The following is a 19,636-nucleotide window of genomic DNA, read 5'->3' as shown; positions in this document are numbered from 1 at the left end:
GTTGTTGCAAAGATGGGAAAGAACAAAGATTGAAAGCAAATCACAACGATGCTCTTTTTTAATTTTGCGCTTTTCGGTTGTTGCAAAGATGGGAAAGAACAAAGATTGAAAGCAAATCACAACCTCCTGACGTTGCTAACTTTATTTCTTAATGTTGTTGCAAAGATGGGAAAGAACAAAGATTGAAAGCAAATCACATCTAAGGCAGAAAAAGAAGGCTGTCCCCAAAAGTTGTTGCAAAGATCGGAAAGAACAAAGATTTTGGATGGATTGTTTTATTTGTTTTTGGTATCCAAGTTCCTTCGGGTTGAACGCAAATCACAACTAAAGGTGATCTTGAATAATTATACAACAATGGCAGCATTAGCACGAGGAGCCTTTTAGTAAAGCTGATTTAAGGATGTTTCAATTTGATTAGGCGTTATGGCTATATATTTAATTGGCTTTAAATTTTGTAATAATTTTGCACTACAAGAGCGGTGGAAATTTTAGTGAGGTGTGGCAGGAAACTGTTGGCCTGACTGCCAATCCCACCGCTTTTTTTAATGGTAGCAATTGATGCCACTGGTTTGGGTTGTTGCAAAGATGGGAAAGAACAAGGATTTTTGATGGATTGTTTTGTTTTTATTGGTATTCACAAACCTTCGAGTTGAAAGTAAATCATTAATACTTTTGCTTCATGCTTTTGGGATTGATCATTTTCTTTTTTTTCTTCCTGTCTTTCTGCGGATGGGCTGTTGAAAGCCTTATCCACTACCTGGCTAGAAAAGGGAGAAAACATAATTAGCTTCCCTCTCCCATTTTATACTTCCTGATTCCTTATCCAAATAAGTATTGTGCCAATTCTGAAAAAATTTCCCTTTTTGATGGATTGTTATTTGCCGGGCAACCAAGATTTTAGGGTAATAGAAAATTACAACCCCTTTGATATATATAGTTAATGAAGAGGCTTTTCTATCTGTTTTATTGTGCCCGAAAAATTTTTAGTTTTGTCACCTAAAGAAGCCGGAAGCTATGCCCGATGTAGGCCTGAACAGTTGAGTATCGGTTAGGTAGTTTTCGGCTTTTTTATAGCCTTATTTTATGGTTTTTGAGTCCAAAACTATTATTAAAATTACCGGGTTGATTGCCACATGATGGAATTGATAATTTGGGTTATCGCCATTGGTTTTGTTTCTTTTAGCCTCCTGGGGATGCTAGCTTATTTCCGATATTTTTATAAACAATTCAAAAAATAGGACATTTCGGATGGTGGCTTCCTTTAAGTTGTTAAACCTGCCCAAAACCAAAAATTTTAATCCTTCCATGTTCAATATTCCTATCAAACGATATTCTCCATACTTTTGAAAATGCCCGGCTTCCAGCTTCCCCGTTCTGTTTGAAACACATAGGCTAGCGGGTTCTGGATGGTGGCCTTGTTTAAATTGGATGGTTGTTGTTTTTATTAAAAGGACAAGTATCCTTCATACCAGATTTTCTTTTCGCATTTCCTTTTATTCCTAACTCCAACTCATTTCCCTTTTGCCTTACTCCCTATCTTTGCCCGTGCTTAAAAAAATCGCAAAGAAACTCTTCCTTTGGCTCCTATTGCCCCTCCTGGCACTTACCCTTCTGCTGATAGGCTATTACCAATTCTTTGTCAAATTTTCCCCACCCGAAATTACCGACCTGTCTTCGTTGAAATGGGAAAGAGAACAACTCGGTGCCAACAACTACCAACTGGGCTCTAACTGGTTGAGAAGAAATAAATTTGGTCTCTGGGAAATGTATGTGGAAGGAAAACCCTTTGAGCGGGGCGTGGCCAACGGAAAACTTTCCCAAGAGCTTATTCAGTTGCAAGAGGAATATTTTGTCGCCTCGATTAAAAACCTAATACCAAGCGAATCCTATCTTAATTTCCTGAAATACTTTACGGTGTTTTTTAATCGCAACATGCCCAACCATGTTCGCCTCGATTATCAACAAGAAATTTATGGAATTTCTCACTCTTTTTCACCCAAATTCAATTATATAGGAACAAATTACGAACGTAACCTGAATTACCACGCAGCACACGACATAGGTCATGCGCTGCAGGAAATGGGTTTGGTTGTAGGCTGCACCTCCTTTTCGGTTTGGGGCGATAAATCAGAAGATGGCTCCTTGCTTATTGGTCGGAATTTTGACTTTTATACCGGGGATGATTTTGCAAAGGATAAAATAGTGCAGTTCACAAAACCCGACGCCGGTTATGGCTTTATGACCATTACCTGGGGTGGTTTCATTGGAGCCGCTTCGGGAATGAATGAAAAAGGCCTCACCGTTACTATCAATGCGGCTAAAAGCGATTTTCCTACTTCGGCAGCTACTCCAATTTCACTGCTGGCAAGAGAAATATTGCAATTTGCCTCCAATATTCAAGAGGCTTACGCTATAGCGCAAAAACGCAAAACCTTTGTTGCCGAGAGCATCATGATTGGGTCTGCTTCGGATGGGAAAACTGCTATCATAGAAAAATCACCTAACCAAACCGCCCTGGTTTACCCAACTCAAAACTCCATCGTTTGCTCCAATCACTACCAAAGCAAGGAGTTTAATCAAGATGCCCGGGTAATGGACGACGCCAGAGCAACGACTTCTGAATATAGACTTAAACGGGTAAATCAGCTTTTGAATCAGGACCCCAAGCTGGATGTTAAGGATATGGCCTTTATGCTGCGTAACCAATTGGGATTAAACAATGATTTCTTTGGATACGGAAACGAAAAAGCGATTAACCAATTAATTTGCCATCACTCGGTTATTTTTAAACCGGAACAAAAACTGGTGTGGGTTTCTACCCAACCGTTTCAGCTTGGCGAATATGTTTGTTACGACTTGGGTAAAATTTTCTCTTCCTCTAAAGTAAACTCTTATGTGGATGCTCATGTGGATAGCCTAACCCTGGCCGCCGATACTTTTCTTTTTAGTACCGAATACAAAAAATGGAAGAGCTTTCACCACCTCAAACAGGAGGTTCAACAGTATTTACGAGGTAAGGGAGATTTTAATGAAGTAAAAGCCAAAGCCCTGGTTGCCAATAACCCTGAATTATACCAAGCCTATTGGTTGGCCGGAGATTTTTATGCCCAAAGCGGCCAGGTGGAGAAGGCTAGAAAAATGTATCAAATAGCCCTTTCTAAACAAATTCCGAGGATTTCGGAAAAGGAAAGCATTGAACAAGCCTTGAAAAAGTTGGAGTAAAAAAGTTATCTTCGCCCAACAGCTTTTTAACCATGGTAAGGATTATTTTACTAATTTCCATTCTGTTCTCCTGCCTCAAACCCTTTGCACAAAAGCCATCAACCGAGTATTACGACCCTGAACACAAGAAGAAAAAATGGGAAGGCGTAATGAGCGACAGCATTAAAGATGGAGCCTGGACCTACTGGTATGAGAACGGAAAAGTAAAGGCAAAAGGAAGCTATACTGCCGACGAAAAAGTGGGTACCTGGGAAACCTATTACGACAATGGTAAGCTGGAAAGTAAGATTGTTTATAAAGATGGTTTCCAGGATGGCAAGACCGAATTGTACTACAAAAATGGGAATATGAAGGAATTGGGCAACTATAAACAAGGAGAGCCCGATGGAAAAATAGAAACCTGGTATGAAAACGGTAAAAAGAAGGCGATTGGAATGTATTCCAAAGGGACCAGGGAAGGAGAGTGGACCGAGTTTTATGATATTGGCAAAATAAAAAGTCAAGGACTTTATAAAGACGGGGAAATGGAAGGTATGTGGACTGAATACCATGAAAATGAAGTTAAAAAGGCAGAAGGCCAATACACAGCAGGTCAGAAAAATGGAAAGTGGATTTACTTTAACACCATGGGAAAACCGGTGAAGGAAGAAACCTGGAAAAAAGGGACACTTGGGAAAAGCAAAACTTTAAAATAATGGCAGGTATGAAACGAATATTATTATCCTTACTAATGCTTTCAGGCATAGGAAAAGCCCAAACTCTTCCTTTTGATTTTACCTACAATTGGTCGGGTGCCGGACTGGTAGATTCTATCGTATATGATACCATTTCTGCCACAGATTTTGGTTTTGTGGGAGATAGTGCCACCATAAACGATGCTGCTTGGTCTGCCCTATTGCCACAATTGGGATCTGCCCCAACGGTAGTGTTTTTCCCGGCAGGAAATTACCTCTTTCAAAGCCAACTTTCTCTGCCTAACCAAACCGTTATTGCCGGAGAAGGAAGCGCTGAAACCAAATTCCATTTTAGCATTTCACAAGCAGTGGATTTAATGCGTATTAATGGAAATATTGAACCTACAAAACGATATTTAACCGCTACCTCGGTAAAAGGAGATAGGGTTTTGGAACTTAATCCCGGAACCTTGGCAGCCGGAGATTGGATTTATGTGGATGATGTAGATACCGCCTTGGCCTTTTCAAGCTGGTCGGATGGGTATTGCGGACAGTTGGCTCGTATAGTGAATGTTTGGAGCGATAGCCTGGAAATTAATCGTGCTCTTCGACGTGATTATGCAGTAAGTCAGGCGGCTTTTGTTCAAAAAATGTTGCCTAAAATTAACTGCGGAATCTCCTGTATTACCATCCGTAATGCCATTGCAACCAATGTTGCGGCAAGATCCAATATTGGTATAAATTATGCCTTTAATAGTTTTGTAAGGGGAGTGGAAAGTATTAACTGCGACTTTGGACATATCAGCACAGAACGTTCCGGTTCGGGTGAAATTTCAGGATGCTATTTTCACCACGCTACCGTGTATGGTGATGGTGGACAAGGTTATGGAGTAAACATGCAGTTGGGTGCTTCGGATTGGTTAGTGAAAAACAACAATTTTAACCACTGCCGTCATGCCATGCTGTTGCAGTCGGGAAGCAATGGCAATGTGTTTTATCACAACTATTCCACCGATCCGTATTGGACTCAGTTTCCAACCACCTCAGCCGGGGATTTGGTGTTGCATGGAAACTACCCGTATATGAATTTGTTCGAAGAAAACGTAATCCAAAACCTAACCATAGACGCCAGTCATGGAAAGAACGGACCGTTCAATATTTTTCTTCGAAACCGGGTTCAATTGTATGGAGTGATAACCAATAACAGCCCGGCAACGGATTCTTCGGCATTTATTGGAAATGAAATTACCAGTACGGCCCAATTTACCGGTAATTTTTTGGTAAATGGACTTGGTAACCAAAGTTTTGGCAACAACCAACATGGAACTACTATTCCGGCAGGTACCGGAGGAATTGATTTGGTTTCTTTGTACCAACCAACGCAAACAGATCCAATTATCGGTTATCCTAATCCTATCAGTTCCCAAACCATTGAAGCCGTTACAAACCGTACTTTGGGTGTTTACACCGTTTGTGTTGACAGTGTGGATATTCCTACCAATACGGCTATGCCGGAAAAATATACATTTTGGGTGAACAACCCGGTACAGGAAGAGCTGTTAATCCAATCGGAACAAGGAATGGAAACCATACGTCTGTATTCCTTGCCTGGAACCTTGTTATTGGAGGTAAATGCCAACCTGGCTAAAGAGTGGCGAATTTCCTGTAATTCATTCAGCAAAGGAATTTACCTGGTAGAGGTACAATCGGGCCAAAACCGGTTGATTCGGAAAGTTTGTATGGAGTAAAGCCAACGTTGGTGGGGAAAATAGTTTAGTAAAGTTTTTCTGTTTCCGGATGAAAAATAGTTGCTTGAAAAGTAGAATCCTTTTTATTCTGACTTTAGCTTTCCCATTGTATTCTTTTTCCCAGACCAACTATGCTTTGCTTAAATCAACATTGACAAAAAACCTGTCTGACTTTGAAAGCCAAGCCCCTACAAATTCAGAACTTATACCGAATGGACATTATGTTTAGTCCAATTTTATGTATTAATTTTATTTGAAAAAATTGGCCTAACATTCTGTATCCTCGGCATTTACCAATCTAAATTTATAAAAGCCTTCGGACTATTTATAAATTAAAATTGGTATTAGGTACATACGACCGGTTTGTTTGAAGAAACTAATGTACCATTTGGATTCTATTGTGCTACCTCTTGTTCTTCAATCTGATACAACTTCATTTATGATTATTGAAATTACTTTAACTCCGTAAACAATAAAGTTGCTTATTGCTATCTTAAGTATGGATGCGGACAGCATGAATATTATTTTAAAGAGTGTTATCCTTCAAATGGCTGTTTTAAATATGAACCCAATACAATCTTCAATTTGGCCCAAGCAAATAAGCTAATTGCGGCTGATACTTTATTCAACGTCATTATTACCAAACCTTCCAGACAAAAATATGAAGTTTACCGGAGGGTATGCCTGGGTGGGGTATCCAAAGAAAAAGCAACTATGGACTTTATGCAGCAAATACTCGGACAATACAAATTGCTTATTTTCCGAACGGAAAATAAATTGAAAGGGTATTTTGTTGTACCCCCCAAGCCCTCGGATACTTTTAGGTTAAAACATACCAAGGGGCATTTCTGAGTCTAGTTAATCCTGAATGCTATAAAGGATTTTTTGAAAATCGCCCAAGTATTTTTCCAAATTTTCTTTAGATCCCCAGCAAAGAACTTTGTAATAAGCATTAGGCGTTTCAACAATTCCGATAAAATAATGCAATTCCATGTTTACCTCCGTATCAAAATACGAAGCCTGGCATTCCACATAATTGTTTTTTCCCATCACTTTCGAAACCGGTTCACCGATTTTTTTGGAAGCCTCATCGGCCAAAAAATCGGTCATAAAGTCTTTGTAAAACGCCTCAGCAGAAGCAAAATTTAGTTCTGCCAGGGCCAGTTCACTTTTGGTATCTAATACTACTATTCCGGCAATATCTATTTGGTTGTTTACAAATTGTATGGCGGCAGCATCATTTAAACCCAGGGTTTTATTCATGTATTCGGGTAAGGAAATGTTAAAAACATGTCCAACCTTTTCTTTGCGAAACCCGGTTTGTGAAAAGGAAGAAGTGTAACTAAGCAGGAGGCCTAAAAAGGCAGCGATAACACGGAAATTCTTCATGAAATTTTTTTCAAAGATAATGGGTAATTCCACTGGAAAGCAAAGTATAAGAAAAGGAATAAATTACCTGCCGGCTGACTGAAATAGCACGGAAATGTGCTTCTGTCGGGGGCTCGGTTCGGGCAGGGATAGTAGTGGATAGCCCACAGGACCCCGATGGCGCTAGCCGAGGGGGACGAGGACTAGGAACGGATAGCCCGGCCATGAGCCTTGCCATAGCTCAGGTAATGCACTAAACTTTTTGCGAATGGGCCCGCCAAATTCTCAAAAAAACAATGGTCATCCCGATGTGATAAAAAATCTTATACCGAATGGACATTAAGTTTAGGCCAATTTTAGGTATTAATTCCTGTTGAAAAATTGGCCTAACATTCTGTAAACTTGGTATTACACCATACACCCTCAACCCAATTTCAACCGCATGGCAGTACCGGCTATCTTTCCTCTTTCAATAGCCAGTTCGGTTGAAAATTTAATCATCAGACGGGTTGTTAGTAAATGAAGCATCAATACCTGGTGCGCTGGTATGTAGCAAATATCAACCCTAAGAATAGCTTTACCAATACGATAAAAATAGTAATTTTCGTAGGTTCATGGAGTCATTTTTACCGCCCTAAAAGGTAAATGGCAACGAGAGCCAGGCCAATACCCAGCCAGTTGATAAGGGATAGTTTTTCTTTAAAAAGCACAAAGGCGGCCACAGCAGAAAAGGCCACAATCCCAATGTTGACGATGGGAAAAATTACCGAAAGTCCGTAACCCGGAATGCTGAGTGCCTGCACTAAAAAATAAACGGAGTAGTAGTTCGGAATGCCAATAGCAATGCCGCCCACCAGGCTTTTGGTGTGCAGTTTCAGGCTGCCGGTAACTAACCTGAAAGTAGTACTGACTAGTCCGGCTAGGAAGGCGCAAAAGAAAACAGTGATGGTAAATTGTTCGAAATTTTCAGAGTTGAGGTAATGGCGTTGGTTGTATCCAAAAACGGTATCGAGCGCGCCGGCAATGATGAAAATAAGCAGAGGTAGCAGGAGGTTTCCTTCCGTTTTTTCCTCGGTTTTTGCTTGTTTTACGGTTAACACTACCGAAACCAGGGCAATTAAAATACCTGCGATTTTTAAAACGCCCAGGGGTTCGTTATACAGCCAGATGGCGGCAAATGTGGGAATTACAAGCGACATTTTTGCTGCAACAGTTGTGGCTGAAATTCCGGCTTTGGCAGTTGAAATGGCAATTTGGTTGAAATTAATGAAGAAAAAAGTCCCTAAAAATGCGGCAAAAGGAAACCAGGGTTGGTGAAGCGTTTCGGTTTGAATGGGAAATTGTCCAATGGAAATCATGCCCACCACCGCCGCTGTGAGGTAATTTACTACAATGGCTTGAAAAGTGTCCAAACCCATGCGAGAGTAAAGCTTGAACAAGAGGGAAAACGATGATGCAGTAAGAATACTGAGAACAATTGCTATCATAAAAAGGGGGGCAAAGTTACACTTGTTTGCATAGGCCTGAAAAAATGTTTGACCGGATTTAGGTTGTTGGAGGGTGATGATAGTGTTTTTTTGGCGGGTCCCATTCGCAGATGGTTTATAGCATTTCCCGGGCCGAAGAATGGCTCATGGTCGGGCTATCCGTTCCTAGTCCTCGTCCCCCTCGGCTAATGCCATCGGGGTCCTGTGGGCTATCCACTACTATCCCTACCCGGACCTAAGCCCGTACTGATGCCTTTCAAAACAGCGAAATTGCTCCTCAAAACGGAGGCTGAAGTTATACCTCGGAAAAGGTTTACATTCTTGAAAAAATTCATTCTAAAACCTGTTTGTTGTTTCTCTATTTTTGCCGACTCAAACTGATAGGTGAAAAGAAAAGCGGCATTAATTTTTGTTTTGGGTTTAATTGGGTTTAACTCTTGGGCTCAGCAAGTTTTTCTGCACCTGAAAGGCCGGGTAACCGATGCCAGAAGCGGCGAAGGATTGCCTTTTGTGAATGTGGTACTCGACGGAAGGTTTGTTGGAACTACTACCGACACCCTGGGTTACTATAGCTTAAAGGTTGCCAAAAATGCCATGAATAAATCGGATACCCTGATGGCGGCTTCCCTGGGTTATACCACACTTAAAAAGAAGATAAATACCGAACTTGCTAACCAGGTTATTGATTTCGTTTTGAAGGTGAGCGATATTCAGCTCAATGAAATTGTTATTAAAGGGGAAGATCCGGCTGTTATTCTGTTTCGGAAAATGCAGCAATACAAGGATAAGAACAACCCGGAAAAGGTAAGCAGTTTGAGTTTTGAATCCTATGTTAAGTATGAACTTGACCTGGATGGTGTTTCAAAAAAATCGCTTCAAAACGACCAGTTGATGAAGAACTTTCCATTTCTTCAAAATTACCTGGATACGGTTACGGAGCGGGGAAAATCGGTTCTGCCCTTTTTTCTTATTGAACAGTTGAGCGATGTTTACAAACAAACCGATCCGGCCAAGTACACCGAACGAATGAAAGGGGTAAAGATTTCGGGAATTCAAAAGCAAGATTTTATTACCGAATTGCTGAGTAACGTCAACCAAAATTTCAACATTTACGACAATACAATTTCGGCCCTGGGAAAGAGTTTCATTAGTCCGATGGCCGATTATGGCTTAAACACCTATCGCTATTTCCTGTTTTACAACGACACCATTCAAATTGATGGGGAACCTCACCTGGAAATGGAGTTTAAACCCAAGCGTAAAGGGGAAAATACGCTGAAAGGTAAAATGATAATTAACCTGAACACCTTTGCTATTCAAAGTATCGATGCGGAAATATCGGAAGGGCAGGCTACCGGAATTTTGGAAGGAATGTCCTTTTTTCAGGAATTTAAGCATTATCAGCTAACCAAGAACGATTCCACTATCAGCTATTGGCTTCCGCATAAAGAATACCTGAATTTAAAATTGAATTATTACCTCAGCAAAGACGCTAAGGTAATTGGACGAAAAAGCAAAAGTTACCGAAACCTGGTGGTTGACCAAGCCATTGATCCGGAGCTGTTTACCACCGCCGATGCCACCGATATCGACGATAAGGCCTACGAAAAAAACGAGGAGTTCTGGAATCAAAACCGACATGAAATGCTACTCGATAAAGAGAAAGGCATTTATTCCATGGTGGATAGCATTAAACGAACCACGGCTTTTAAATTGGTTTCATACGCCGGACGAGCCATGGCAACCGGTTATCTTCCTGCAGGCCCTGTAAGTTTTGGTCCGTTTGCGAATGTGTTTAGCTTGAACCAACTGGAAAAAGTGAGGTTTAAATTAGGAATACAAACCACCGATAAACTTAGCGAACGCTTTAGGGTAATGCTGTATGGCGCTTATGGTTTGGCCGATAATCGGTTTAAATACGGAGGTAAGTTTGAGTTTATCTTTACCCGTAAACCCTGGAATAAAATTACCCTTTTAGCCCGCACCGATATTGATTTTATGAGCCGTCACAGTTCCGAAATGGATCACGATAACGTGTTTACCCTTATTCAAAAGAAAACCCCGCAACGCCTTTATAACATCGAAGAGTTTAAAGTGGTATTCGACCATGAGTTTCACCGCGATTTAACAGCTTACCTAACGATTCAACACCAACGCTATTCGCCTTATTTCGATTTTAAATACCTACAAGACGGACAAATTCAACACAATTTGATTACTTCCGAAGTGGGAATATTATTTAAGTACCAACACAATGCCTCGGCCCTAAGCGGGAAGTACAACAAAGAAGCCAAAGCGAATAAACTTTTTGCCATGTTCCGTAAAAAGAACCCTTGGCCTATTGTCTATTTGCGCTATTATGCCGGTGTTGGTGGGATTTTAGGAAGTCAGTTTACGTATCACGACCTAAGTTTGGGCCTTGAAAGTGATTTACCTATTACCGCCAAACAATCCTTTTATTACAACATTTGGGGTGGACAAATTTTTGGAACCCTGCCTTTCCTGTTGCTCAAAAACCCCGAAGGAAACTATAATCACGTATTTAACAAGTACCTTTTTCAAAACATGAGCCTGCTGGAGTTTAGCGCCGATCGCTATATCAGCGGTAATTTTCAATATGCACTGGGCGGTGCATTGTTTGATAAAATTCCTTTGTGGAAGAAGCTCAAACTAACCGAAGTATTAACCTGCAATGTGTTTTATGGTAACACATCCAATCAAAACAAAGAGTTTAATAAACTCAATAAAATGGGAACAGCTTATCCGGTACCTTATGTTGAAGCCGGTGCAGGTATTGCGAATATTCTGAAGTTTATTCGGTTGGATGGGGTATGGCGACTAACCCATTTGAATAAAAAGGGCGATGTGTTCTTTTGCGTTTATGCCAGTTTGTATATAAAAATTTAATGGCAAATGGTTTGGTTTTAAACGATATAGTTCAGAGGAAACAAGACTAATTTGTAGCGGGTTTATACACGTTTCATCATCCAGGCATCGATTCCGCTGCTTTTGGCAACCAGGTGATTTTCTACTGTAAAACCCAGCTTCTCGTATATTTTAACGTTTTTGGCATCTTCTGTTTTTAGCCAAACCTCTTTCATCCCTTTGGATTGGATGTCTTGTACTGCCATTTCCATGAGGTCACGGCTATAGCCTTTGCCTTGTTCGGAAGGCCTGACGCCGATGCACCAAATATAGCCCATGCTTTGGCCGGCATTTTTTCTGATCCAGGGTTCTACTTCTTCTTCATGTTTAATGAGGCGGAGAGTGGCTTTAATACCCAGGTTCAGGGGTACTTTCAGGAAACCGGTTTGAAGTTCTTTCCAAAAGCCCATTGGAAAAGAATGGCCATTTAGGTAGGTTAAGGCAGCATTTCCGCTTGGATGAAGAAAGGTGTTTCCGTAGGCTTTACATCCATCGGCACAACAACTATAGAGTGTATTAACGGAGCGGGTGTATTGTTCGGGAGTTTGTCCTTCAAAAGCATATCGCATTAATGGATAGCTGTGAAAAGCTTCTCCTAAAACCTGTTTAATTTGGGTATGCCTATCCATGAAAATTAAACACCTACGCCGATTTCGCCCTCTTTCAGCTTTTCGGCATTTTCGGCCATTTGCAAGGCATCTAAAATGTCTTGAATATCACCATTAATAAAAGCAGGGAGATTGTAAGCCGTAAATCCGATTCTATGATCGGTAATTCGGCTTTGAGGGTAGTTGTAGGTTCTGATTTTGGCTGAACGGTCGCCGGTACTAACCATGGTTTTGCGTCGTTTCGACACTTCTTCCATGCGTTTGTTAAACTCCATATCGTAGAGTTTGGTTCGTAGCATTTGAAGTGCCATTTCACGGTTGGCATGTTGAGATCGGGCAACCTGGCAGGCAATCATAATTCCGGTAGGTTTATGGAACAATTGTACTTTGGTTTCCACCTTGTTTACGTTCTGTCCACCGGCTCCACTGCTTCGTGCAGTTTGAAACTCGAGGTCGGCCGGATTAATTTCAACATCAAACTCGTCGGCTTCAGGAAGCACAACTACAGTAGCGGCAGAGGTATGAACCCTGCCCTGGGTTTCGGTTTGTGGAACCCGTTGTACCCGGTGAACACCAGATTCGTATTTCATAATGCCATACGCACCGTCACCATTTACTTCAAAAACTACCTCTTTGTATCCGCCAACAGTACCTTCGTTGAAATCTACCACATCTACTTTCCAGCCTTTGTTTTCGCAATAGCGTTGATACATTCTAAAAAGTTCTCCGGCAAAAATGCTGGCTTCGTCACCACCGGTTCCGGCGCGTATTTCCATTACCGCATTTTTAGAATCTTCCGGATCTTTCGGAATCATCATAATCCGAATTTCATCTTCCAACTGAATCTGTTTGGCTTCGTTTTCGTCAAGTTCTGCCTTGGCTAAAGCCCTGAAATCTTCGTCTTTTTCGTTGGCCAATATGTCTTTAGCCCCTTCAATATCTTTTACCAGGGTTTCGTATTCCTTTCCTGCCAAAACAATTGGCTCCAAGTCTTTGTATTCTTTGTTGATTTTGACAAACCGTTTCATGTCGGCAATAATTGCCGGGTCGTTTAGTTGTTCCTGTAAGGTAAGGAAACGGTTTTCAATAGCTTTTAATTTGTCTAACATGATGGAGCCGCAAAGGTAGGAAATGGAAACGGGAAAGGCAACAACTTACCTACAACCCGAATTACCCAAAATGATTTTCGCTTCTTCGTTTCCCATCTTTTTGGATTTTTTCCAATCGTCACAAGCACCTTTATCGTCACCAAGGCCTTTTTTGGCCCAACCTCGGTTGTTAAAAGCTTCCTGATTTTCGGGTTCCAGTTCAAGGGCTTTGTTGAAGTCGGCTAGGGCTTCCTGAAACCGATTGAGCTTGTTTAAAGCACTTCCGCGGCTGATGTAAGCCCAAACAAAACCGGGCTTAAGTTCCAGAACCCGGGTATAATCGGCATATGCTTTTTCATAATCCTTTTCCCTTGCATAACAAAAAGCACGTTGATAAATGGCGTCGGCTTTCGTTTTATCCAGTTCAATGGCTTTGTTGTATTGCTCGATGGCTTCTTTAATCCGACCATTTCGGCGATGTAGTTCCCCTTCTTTGAAATAATCATCGGCATTTTGGGCTACCGAAATAAGAGTGGAAATCAGGAGCAATAAGGAAAAAATGAGTTTTTTCATGACAAACAATTGGTATGGTTTATACTGCCAAAATTCAGTCCAAGGTTTCAACCTTTGCCTGTTGGCTAAACAAAGGTAGTAATTCCGTTGGTTAGAAGAATAATACCTTACTTTGTAGCAGTTTACTTTCATGAAAAAATCTGTTTTAATTTTAGTTGGACTTTTATTAGGCGTTCAAACCCTTGTTGCACAGGTAGACAAGGCTGTTAAATATGCCGGCTCTATTTCTTTAACCGATCTCAAACGTCATTTGTATGTGCTGGCCTCTGATAGCCTGGAGGGAAGGGAAACAGGTAAACCCGGCCTGGATAAAGCAGCAAATTATATTGCCGCTGAATTTAAAAAGTATGGAATCGCTCCGGTCAATGGTTCTTATTTTCAAAACTATACCCTGGAAGAGCGCAAACCCAATGGCGTAAGCATTGTTTCCAAGAAAAACACCTTTGCTTTCTTAACCGATTTTTACTTTTTCCCGGGTTTTGGCGATCAAATTGTTGAAGCAAATGAGGTGGTGTTTTTAGGATATGGCATTGAAGATTCGCTCTATAACGACTATGCCGGAGTTGATGTAAAAGGCAAAGTAGTGGTTATTCTAAATGGAGAACCTTACGGAATGGACGGAAATTCGTTGATTACTAAAAAAAGAAAACCCTCCCTTTGGACTACCTGGAGAAGAAAAAAGCCGGAAACAGCCAGAGAAAAAGGCGCTAAAGCTATTCTGGTAATTGATGAAAATTTTTCTAAAAGCGTAGTTGAACAGGTGCATGGCATTTTAACTCCAACCCTCAACCTGGAGAATGAGGTAGAAGAGTTAAGGGCCCCTGTGTTTTATATTTCTCCCTCAATGGCTGATAAGGTGCTAAAGAAAGCCGGGTTGTATTCCCAACTAAAAGATAAAATTGATTTGGAAGGAAAACCGCTTTCTAAGAAAATAAAGAATAAAATACGGTTCAATGTGCAAAGGCAGGTAACTAAAGTAAACGCTTGCAATGTGTTGGGTTTTATTGAAGGCAAATCGAAGAAAGAGGAAGTAATTATTTTAACCGCTCATTTTGACCATCTGGGAAAGCACGATGGCAAGATTTTTTACGGAGCCGATGACGATGCCAGCGGAACAGCAGCTTTAATTTCTTTGGCTAAAGCTTTTTCAGAGGCCAAAAAGAATGGAGAAGGGCCAGAACGTAGCATCCTTATCATGCCGGTTTCGGGCGAAGAAAAAGGATTGTTAGGCTCCTCATACTATGTACAACATCCCATTTTTCCCTTGCAAAACACCGTTGTTGATTTGAATATCGACATGATTGGCCGAATCGATACCCTGCACCAGGATGGTAATTACATTTACTTGATTGGAAGCAACAAACTGAGCTCTGAACTAAACCGGGTGTCGGAAGAAACCAATAAAGAGTGCTGCCAGCTTAGTCTCGATTACCGCTACGACCACCCCAAAGATCCTAACCGGTTCTACTACCGGAGCGACCACTATAACTTTGCCAAAAACCGAATTCCGGTAATTTTTTACTTCAACGGTACTCATGCCGATTATCACCAGGCCAGCGATACCAAAGAAAAGATAGACTTTAACAAAATGGAGAAAATCACCAACCTGGTGTTTTTTACAGCATGGAATCTGGCCAATAGGCCCGACCGAATTAAAGTGGATAAGTAATGACGAAACGTAGGTTTTTTTCTATCTGTTTATTATTGCCAGTTGTCATTGGGTTTACCATTGGCTGCACCAATCATCGCAAACAATGGGCAGCACAGGTAGATAGCCTGAGTCAGAAAAATTTACTGATGGTAAAATCGGTTAAGGACAGCGCTTTGCGAAATGGTCTGAGAACTATCAAGGTTGAATCCGGCTCCAGGCTTATTTTGTTAGATCGATATCAGGGTAGTTTGCCGATAAATGCTCAGGTAGCCACTATCCTGAAATATGCCAAACTTCATAAAGAGGCCCAGTTAATTGACGACCGCCTGGATGCTCTTTCCTCCACTTTGGTAACCCGCACGGATGCCTTAAAAAACCTTCGAACAGATATCGAATCCGGTGCCTGGAAAAAGGAAAATATTCAATCCTTTATTGCTCAAGAGAAGTCCAATGAAAACAAAATTCAGTTGGAGTTGGAAAAGTCTATGGAAAAGGCTTTTGATGTAAAAGCAGAATTTGATTCCTTGCATCCTTTTATGGTACATTATACCGATTCCATTCTGAAACGAGGTATATGAAACCCCTGAATAAATATGCATTGTTGCAAACGGCTCGACCGCCCGCTGTTTACAAATGGGTGCTGCACGATGCCTTGTACCGAATGGAAACCAATCAGAAAACGGTTTACCTTACCTTCGATGATGGCCCAACACCGGGTGTTAGTGACCTGGCATTGGATTTACTAAAAACCTATCAGGCAAAAGCCAGTTTTTTTTGTTTGGGTAAAAATGTAGAAGCATTTCCCGAATTGTTTCAGCGAATGTTGAACGAAGGACATTCAGTTGGAAACCATTCCTACAGCCACCCGGATGGTTGGAAAACTCCCAATAAGGATTATTTTCACGATGTTGCTCAAGCCGAAAAAGTAATAAACTCCGGCTTGTTTCGCCCTCCATACGGCAAGCTTTCTCCCTTTCAATACCTGCAATTGAAAAAGCGATTTAGGGTGGTATTGTGGGATACATTGAGTTTAGACTATGATCAAAATTTAGAACCGGAGTTTTGTTGGGACATTGTGCGGAAAAATACCCGAAACGGTAGCATTGTTGTTTTTCACGATAGCCTGAAGGCCGCTCCAAGGATGTTACCGGTTTTGGAAAAAACCCTGAACTGGTTGAGCAAGGAAGGTTACCGGATGCAAGCCATTCCAATGAAATAAACCAGTTTCAAAAGTCAAAAGCAGGTTCAGATTTGGAAAAAAAAGGAGGAGAGATACCCCCGCTTTACCGCTAGATTAACCAATCCTTAACACAATTTAGAAAAACATTAGCAGCCGTAATTCAATTTGGCAAGGTTTTAGCGATACATTTGCTGTCTAATCAAAAAAGACAATCCCGAATCTTTTAACCAATCGAACATGAAAAAAGCATTTTTAACTGTAGTTGTAGCTGTTGGAACCTTTGCTCTTGCCAGCGCTCAAGAAATCAAATTTGAAAAAATGGAGCACGATTTTGGAACTTTGAAACAAGATGCACCTTGTCAAGTTGATTTCAAATTCACTAACACCGGCAAAGCGCCTTTGATTTTGGCAGAAGCCAAACCAAGCTGCGGTTGCACTACGCCTGAATTCCCGAAAGAACCAATTGCTCCGGGAAAATCAGCAAAAATTACTGTAAAATACGATAGCCATCGAGTGGGTCCATTCGACAAAACAGTTACTGTTAAATCGAATGCCTTACAAGGAGGTGAAACAGTAATTAAAATTAAAGGAACCATTGATGCGGTACCAACCGATAACAGTGGCGACAAAAAAACCATCGAATTGGGTAAATAACTCGTAAAAGGGATTTTTCCTTTGATTCAAAAAGCCGGACTAATTCAGTCCGGCTTTTTTGTTTTTGTCGGCAACCAATGATAAGGGATTTTTTATCCCAAAATTGTCATTTGAAACGAAGTGAACAAATGACAATTTCCATCTAACTAGAATTTAAGTCATTGTATTTCAGGCGTTTGAAAAATTGAATTTTCATTTTGAAGAAAGATTAAATAATGGAATAATGATTTTTATAACCGAATAAGCCCTTGCACAAAAGCCTGTTAGAACGCCGTGCGTTGGCCTGGCTCAGCACGGGGCGCGCCGCGGCTGTGAATTGATGTTCCCTTGAAAAACTTGCAATGTCGTAGGCCTTCCGAGTACAAAAGATTGAACATTGCGATTCAGATTTTCCGGAAGGACCGATTTAAAAGATGGACATGTGCGAAAGGGTAAGTGGGTAAGCGTCCATCTTTGACCCATTGCTTAGTTTTTCAGGGAACAGCAAGAGCGGGTGGACGTTTGCTGAGCCTAGACCTTTTTGGTTACTTTTTGGGGCAATGCCAAAAAGTGACATAAATTAAATTCCTTTGAATATAAAAAAGCTAAACCTTTAACTAATCGTCATTTCCTTGACCAAAATATCTACGATTTATATAGCCTTTTCCTTTCAAAATTATCTTTGGACAAAGGAAGGGCAGCCATTAGTTAGCTGTTTTATTCTAGAAGTTTAACTTCTTTTGGAATTCGGGTTTATATTAAAATGGTAAACGTTGGGGGTTGCACCTCGGGCAACGATTGAGGCAAGTAGCCCACAGGACACCGACGGCGATAGCCTAGGGGGCCGAGGACTACAGCCGAAAGCGTGACCCGAACGCCATGCAATAAATTTGGGATTAGCAGAAACGATGGTTGGCGGAAGGGGGCCCGCCAAATCAATTTAAAAATTAAAGTTCTTTTCTTAACCTGGCTACCGGAATTCCAAGCTGTTCGCGGTATTTGGCAACGGTTCGGCGAGCAATATTGTAACCTTTGGCCTGTAAAATCAAGCATAATTTATCGTCGGCCAACGGATTGTGTTTGTCTTCGGCCCCAATGCTGTCTTCTAAAATTTTCTTTACTTCACGGCTCGAAACTTCTTCTCCGCTATCGGTGCTCAAGCTTTCTGAAAAAAAGTATTTGAGGGGATAGGTGCCAAAATGAGTTTGCACATATTTGCTGTTGGCCACCCTTGAAATGGTTGAGATATCCAAGCCTACAATATCGGCTATATCTTTCAAAATCATGGGTTTCATCTTGGTTTCGTCGCCTTCCTGAAAATAATCCCATTGGTAATTGATGATGGCTTGCATGGTGCCCATCAGGGTATTTTCGCGTTGTTTAATGGCATCAATAAACCACTTAGCGCCATCAATTTTCTGCTTAACAAAGGCAACCGCTTCCTTTTTTTGCTTGTCGTTCAGCTTTTTGTTCTTGCTGTAATCTTTCAGCATTTCCACGTAAGCCTTGCTCACCCGCAATTCGGGGGCATTTCGGCTATTCATGCTAAGTTCCAGTTCCCCATCCGTTTCGGTGAGGTAAAAATCCGGAATAATATCTTGTACAGTCTTGCTTACCTCGCTAACCGACCCGCCCGGTTTGGGGTTGAGGTGTAGAATTTCGTTTACGGCAGCTTTCAGTTCTTCATCGCTTAGTTCCAGTTTTTTCCCAATTTTATCGAAATGCCGTTTAGAAAACTCATCAAATTCCTCTTCTAAAATTTCCAAGGCATGCCGTATCGATTTTTTCAGAGGTTTGCGTTTTAGTTGAATAACCAGGCATTCCTGTAGGTTTCTGGCTCCAACGCCCGGAGGGTCAAGCTGTTGTACTTCTTTCAGCACCTTTTCAATTTCCTTTTCGGTGCAGTCGATGTTTTGCGAAAAGGCTAAGTCATCGGCAATGGCCCAAAGTTCCCGACGCATATATCCATCATCGTCTATATTTCCGATAATGGTCAGGGCAATTTCGTTTTCTTTTTCGTTGAGGTCGCGCAGTCCGATTTGGGAAGTAAGATATTCCTGAAAACCGGTTCCGCCTGCATAAGGGATTTCCTTGCGTTCGTCGTCGGCCGAGCTGTTATTGGCGTATAGCTTGTAGTCAGGGATTTCATCGTCGTCGATGTAGGGATCCATATCAAAATCGTCCCGTTCCATGTCTTCGTGGTCGCCCAGATCGTCTTGGCTGGCAAATTCTTCGGGTGCTTCGTCGTTCAGGTTGGAGTCGTCCATGGGGTTATCTTCAAAACCTTCTTCCAGGGCAGGGTTAACCTCCAGTTCTTCCTTGATGCGTTGCTCCAGTTCCATCACCGGAACCTGAAGCATTTTCATCAGTTGAATTTGCTGTGGACTCAGCTTTTGTTGAAGCTTTAAAACTTGCCGTTGCGATAACATACCAAGTGCAAAGAAAGCGAAGGTTTGGATAGGAATCACGAAAAAATGGA

The 19,636-nt window shown here is 41.3% G+C and carries 14 protein-coding genes; 8 read left to right on the top strand and 6 right to left on the bottom strand.

The features are described from left to right. The first annotated feature begins 1,557 nt into the window (after positions 1-1,557). Genes K1X82_10590 through K1X82_10580 form a run of 3 tightly spaced genes read left to right on the top strand, consistent with a single transcriptional unit; the run spans position 1,558 to position 5,644 of the window. The gene (locus tag K1X82_10590; protein ID MBX7182552.1) at positions 1,558-3,222 is read left to right on the top strand and encodes a C45 family peptidase; all 1,665 of its coding nucleotides are present in this window, start codon (positions 1,558-1,560) and stop codon (positions 3,220-3,222) included. A 32-nt stretch (positions 3,223-3,254) separates the two neighbouring features. Then, positions 3,255-3,917 carry a toxin-antitoxin system YwqK family antitoxin gene (locus K1X82_10585; protein MBX7182551.1) on the top strand — a complete coding sequence of 221 codons (663 nt, stop codon included), beginning with the start codon at positions 3,255-3,257 and terminating at the stop codon, positions 3,915-3,917. Between the two features lie 8 nt (positions 3,918-3,925). Further along, positions 3,926-5,644 carry a hypothetical protein gene (locus K1X82_10580; protein ID MBX7182550.1) on the top strand — a complete coding sequence of 573 codons (1,719 nt, stop codon included), beginning with the start codon at positions 3,926-3,928 and terminating at the stop codon, positions 5,642-5,644. 858 nt (positions 5,645-6,502) lie between these two features. On the opposite strand, the gene K1X82_10575 is transcribed toward K1X82_10580, so the two are convergent. Beyond that, a complete protein-coding gene (locus K1X82_10575; protein ID MBX7182549.1) occupies positions 6,503-7,033 on the bottom strand; it encodes a hypothetical protein in 531 nt (176 codons plus the stop codon). Between the two features lie 605 nt (positions 7,034-7,638). After that, positions 7,639-8,499 carry an EamA/RhaT family transporter gene (locus K1X82_10570; protein MBX7182548.1) on the bottom strand — a complete coding sequence of 287 codons (861 nt, stop codon included), beginning with the start codon at positions 8,497-8,499 and terminating at the stop codon, positions 7,639-7,641. A 384-nt stretch (positions 8,500-8,883) separates the two neighbouring features. On the opposite strand from K1X82_10570, the gene K1X82_10565 reads away from it, so the two are divergent. Then, the gene (locus tag K1X82_10565) at positions 8,884-11,406 is read left to right on the top strand and encodes a DUF5686 and carboxypeptidase regulatory-like domain-containing protein (GenBank protein MBX7182547.1); all 2,523 of its coding nucleotides are present in this window, start codon (positions 8,884-8,886) and stop codon (positions 11,404-11,406) included. Positions 11,407-11,468: 62 nt separating this feature from the next. On the opposite strand, the gene K1X82_10560 is transcribed toward K1X82_10565, so the two are convergent. The 3 genes from K1X82_10560 to K1X82_10550 are packed head-to-tail and all read right to left on the bottom strand — an operon-like array spanning position 11,469 to position 13,693. Then, positions 11,469-12,053, bottom strand: coding sequence for a GNAT family N-acetyltransferase (locus K1X82_10560; protein ID MBX7182546.1), 585 nt, complete (start codon positions 12,051-12,053; stop codon positions 11,469-11,471). A 5-nt stretch (positions 12,054-12,058) separates the two neighbouring features. Continuing rightward, positions 12,059-13,141 carry a peptide chain release factor 1 gene (gene prfA, locus K1X82_10555; GenBank protein MBX7182545.1) on the bottom strand — a complete coding sequence of 361 codons (1,083 nt, stop codon included), beginning with the start codon at positions 13,139-13,141 and terminating at the stop codon, positions 12,059-12,061. Between the two features lie 45 nt (positions 13,142-13,186). Continuing rightward, positions 13,187-13,693, bottom strand: coding sequence for a tetratricopeptide repeat protein (locus K1X82_10550; protein MBX7182544.1), 507 nt, complete (start codon positions 13,691-13,693; stop codon positions 13,187-13,189). A gap of 130 nt (positions 13,694-13,823) precedes the next feature. Here K1X82_10550 and K1X82_10545 point away from each other — a divergent pair, with 130 nt between their 5' ends. The 4 genes from K1X82_10545 (at position 13,824) to K1X82_10530 (ending at position 17,178) form a co-directional block, all read left to right on the top strand. Beyond that, a complete protein-coding gene (locus K1X82_10545) occupies positions 13,824-15,362 on the top strand; it encodes a M28 family peptidase (protein ID MBX7182543.1) in 1,539 nt (512 codons plus the stop codon). After that, positions 15,362-15,922, top strand: coding sequence for a hypothetical protein (locus K1X82_10540; GenBank protein ID MBX7182542.1), 561 nt, complete (start codon positions 15,362-15,364; stop codon positions 15,920-15,922). The genes K1X82_10545 and K1X82_10540 overlap by 1 nt, the downstream gene beginning before the upstream one ends. Then, positions 15,919-16,563, top strand: a complete 645-nt coding sequence (locus tag K1X82_10535) for a polysaccharide deacetylase family protein (protein ID MBX7182541.1) — start codon at positions 15,919-15,921, stop codon at positions 16,561-16,563. The genes K1X82_10540 and K1X82_10535 overlap by 4 nt, the downstream gene beginning before the upstream one ends. A 198-nt stretch (positions 16,564-16,761) precedes the next feature. Beyond that, positions 16,762-17,178: a DUF1573 domain-containing protein gene (locus tag K1X82_10530; GenBank protein ID MBX7182540.1), complete on the top strand. Its 417-nt coding sequence runs from the start codon at positions 16,762-16,764 to the stop codon at positions 17,176-17,178. Between the two features lie 926 nt (positions 17,179-18,104). Here the strand turns inward: K1X82_10530 and rpoN are convergent. Further along, entirely contained in the window at positions 18,105-19,586 is a 1,482-nt protein-coding gene (gene rpoN / locus K1X82_10525; protein MBX7182539.1) for an RNA polymerase factor sigma-54, read from the bottom strand. Positions 19,587-19,636: the final 50 nt, after the last annotated feature.

The sequence above is a fragment of the Bacteroidia bacterium genome (assembly GCA_019695265.1).
Classification (GTDB): Bacteria; Bacteroidota; Bacteroidia; order JAIBAJ01; family JAIBAJ01; genus JAIBAJ01.
Note: the sequence above shows the minus strand (reverse complement) of the source record. Positions and strands in the feature narration are given on the sequence as shown.